Source organism: Phormidium pseudopriestleyi FRX01, from assembly GCF_017313335.1.
Lineage (GTDB): Bacteria > Cyanobacteriota > Cyanobacteriia > Cyanobacteriales > Laspinemataceae > Laspinema > Laspinema pseudopriestleyi.
On sequence record NZ_JAFLQW010000269.1, the window covers coordinates 1 to 2,901 of the forward strand.

Annotated in this window: 4 protein-coding genes and 1 pseudogene; all 5 read right to left on the bottom strand. The window is 43.2% G+C overall.

Features of this window, described 5'->3' with window-relative positions; translation table 11 throughout:
• On the bottom strand, positions 1 to 914 hold a 914-nt coding region (cas10d, locus tag J0895_RS09770; protein WP_207087911.1), incomplete at its 3' end, for a type I-D CRISPR-associated protein Cas10d/Csc3.
• A complete protein-coding gene (gene hepT, locus J0895_RS09775; protein ID WP_207087912.1) occupies positions 907 to 1,341 on the bottom strand; it encodes a type VII toxin-antitoxin system HepT family RNase toxin in 435 nt (144 codons plus the stop codon). The genes hepT and cas10d, both read right to left, overlap by 8 nt.
• Before the next feature lie 5 nt (positions 1,342 to 1,346).
• Entirely contained in the window at positions 1,347 to 1,793 is a 447-nt protein-coding gene (gene mntA, locus J0895_RS09780) for a type VII toxin-antitoxin system MntA family adenylyltransferase antitoxin (RefSeq protein ID WP_207087913.1), read from the bottom strand.
• A gap of 298 nt (positions 1,794 to 2,091) precedes the next feature.
• Positions 2,092 to 2,295 carry a hypothetical protein gene (locus tag J0895_RS09785; protein ID WP_207087914.1) on the bottom strand — a complete coding sequence of 68 codons (204 nt, stop codon included), beginning with the start codon at positions 2,293 to 2,295 and terminating at the stop codon, positions 2,092 to 2,094.
• Between the two features lie 325 nt (positions 2,296 to 2,620).
• Positions 2,621 to 2,901, bottom strand: a pseudogene (locus J0895_RS09790) (type I-D CRISPR-associated helicase Cas3'); the annotation flags it as partial.

The following is a 2,901-nucleotide window of genomic DNA, read 5'->3' on the forward strand; positions in this document are numbered from 1 at the left end:
AGGTTGTTTAAACTGGGATTTTCGGCATCATAAGGATGCTTGATAATTGAGGAAAGGCGATCGGCGAGACAGGTTAAGTCAGAAAGACACATCAACACGCGATCGCGCAATACGGGATTTAATCCACCATGTACAGAAAAATTCAAATTTGTATCGGATTTCCGTTGTGCGTTATAGGCGACACAGAGCAAATCATCCAGGTATTCTTGATACGCTGCGGGTTCTTCGGGATTGATGAAGCGATCGAGATTGAGTTCACAGGCGATCGCCTCCACAATTTCTCGATGTTCCGGGATAGATAATGAGCGAAGTTGATCCGGCGTTTTTTCTCGAATTACTCGATACTTCTCCGGCATTTTTGGAAATGCTTTATAATCAAATTTCTCAAAATCATGGAGAATAAACCCAGCAATCACCAGACGCCGTTCGCGCTCTTTCACCACCTGCTTAACGGTTGTATTTAACTGTTGCAAGCGCTGCTGAATTAAATTTGCCGGAAATAATCCATTCAGTAAATGGGTATTCAACGATTGATCGCCTGCATTATCGCGTCTGACATTTTCTTTACCGCGTTTCTCATCCAGGCGATCGAAAAATTTACCTCCTTTCGCCGTCACCCCGATCGCCACCCGCAACAAATTCGGCAAAACGTACTCGGCAAAATCATGCATAATCGCATCATCAGGGTTTTGCGCCTCTATCGCTTCCCGCAATAACTTAAGCGTCAGTAACTCGCGCTGCTGGGGTTCAATAGTGCGATCGCTCGTCTCCCACCCAATCTCATCATCCCCATCCGGTTCCCAATCCTCTTCTAATTCCTCGTCGGATAATTCCTCATCAGGATTAGATTTTATATCAAATAGAGATAATTGCATCGCCTGTTCGTCATCAGATTGTTTGCGTTTTCTAGCCATTGTCAACCTCTAATGAATTGAGATAATCGCTCACCTGTCTAATGTAAAGTGGATATTGCTGCAACGCCTTGGAAATTGCTGTATAAACCACTTCTGGATCAATATCTTCATACTTGTGTGCTAAGATGTTACGCATTTTTGCAGAACGAGAAATTTTTTGGGCTAGTTCAGTTGAAATAATCCCATTCCTTCCCGCTTCTAAAAAGCACGATTCATTGGTTTTTGGATGGACTTGATACCTAGAGACTAAAATGTGTTTGTTAATGTCTAAGGCAGATTGAATCATTAACTCTAGCAGTCTTTCTACAGCCACTTGATCCCGAAAGGTATTCAAAAAATCATAGCGTGTAACTGATTGAAACTCTCTTAGGGTTTCCAAATACTTAGCGATTAATTCAAGACGTCTTCCAACCAACAAAGGATCCATAAATGTCACACTCCCCAACTTTGCAAAAACATTTTTATCTTTTCTCGTTGAGCTTTTTGAATTTTTTTTAGCTCAGAATCTTCAATCAATGCTCTATCTTTAAATCCCTCAAATTCCCCAGGATCTCGCTCGTATAAAAGTTTACCATCACGAGCTATAGAATGAGAAATCATAGCGGAACTATAATTGAGTTCTACAACATCAAGTTTGTCCTCTGAAATGTTAAAAAAATCGGCAAGTAAGCCAGGAACTTCAAGGCAGTTCCAGAAATTTTCATCAATGTGCTTTTGCCGAATTTCTTCATCATAGAGTGCAGCAAAATCCCAGTCGCTCTCTGTACGAAAATTACCTCTGGCTCGCGAACCAAATAGAACCAACATTTTGAGGTAAGGAATCTTTTCTGGCAACTGTAGTGCAAGTGCCTGGAGTTCTGCCATTGATGGTGCATTCATGATTGTTTATTTTTGTATGAAAAAAATGGGGAGAAAAGGGACTGGCTTCAAATGAGCGAACAGTCCCAAATCAACATGACTGAGGAGGGTAAGTTATCTTAGATTGACTTATTCCAACGTTCGTTTGAATTATGGGGACTTAACCAGCCTTCTCCTATCAAAGTTGACTTTATGGAGACAGGGAGTTAAGGCGACCTAGTTCTAAACTTATTGGCGCAAGCTACTCCGACGGTTTTCCCTCCTCGATAAGGAACTCTCTAGATAAGCCAGAGACTTTCCTACCAGATCCAGCAGACGGTTACGATGTCACCAACCGATACTCATGCTGGCTGCCACCAACTTGCCGCCTTTCAATCGAGTAACCTTTGTTGCGAGCCTTGAAAATCGTGTCCCCAAATCGGAAACTCACTTTGGCAGCCAGTTCGTCACCCGAATGCCAACGACCATCCCGCAAGACTTCGATTAATTTATCCAACTTGGTAATTTTCGCAATTTTGCTCATTTCCATCTCCTGTATGAGTTTTTTCCACAAACCGCTGTCAGGCTACCAACAGCTTCAGTAGCCAGTTTCAGCCTGCTTAGTCCAATGTTAGCTCGAACGATAGTGACTGTCAAGACATTAAGCTTTAGAACTATTCAACACTTCTTAGTTAGCTTTGAACTATTCAACCCTTCCTAAATTTGGTACAATGGCGAAGCTGAACAGAGAAGCATAACTTAAGCGCCAAGTTTCAATACTCCTTAATCCCTTTCAGGGATTGAAACGAATAGTTCTAAGCTTATTGGCGCAAGCTTCTCTCCTCTAATCCCTTTCAGGGATCCACCTTCTAACAGATCCATACCTCACCCCCCTTGCTCTTAAACCCGTAGGCGAGGGTATCCAGTAATAGTGCCGACTGGCTGAAACCGATCGCATAGGGTGACGTTCCATCGTGGGTACTGTACTGATCCTTAATCGGATAGATCTGAAAGTGCATCGGCAAACGCAAGCGCGATCGCACCTCGGCAACGGGACGCGGAATCACATAACAGACGAGTGCCTGTTTCTTCAGTCGCTGGTTAATCTCCCGGATCCAGGTATTCCCTGGTTGCCACACTTGGATCCCTA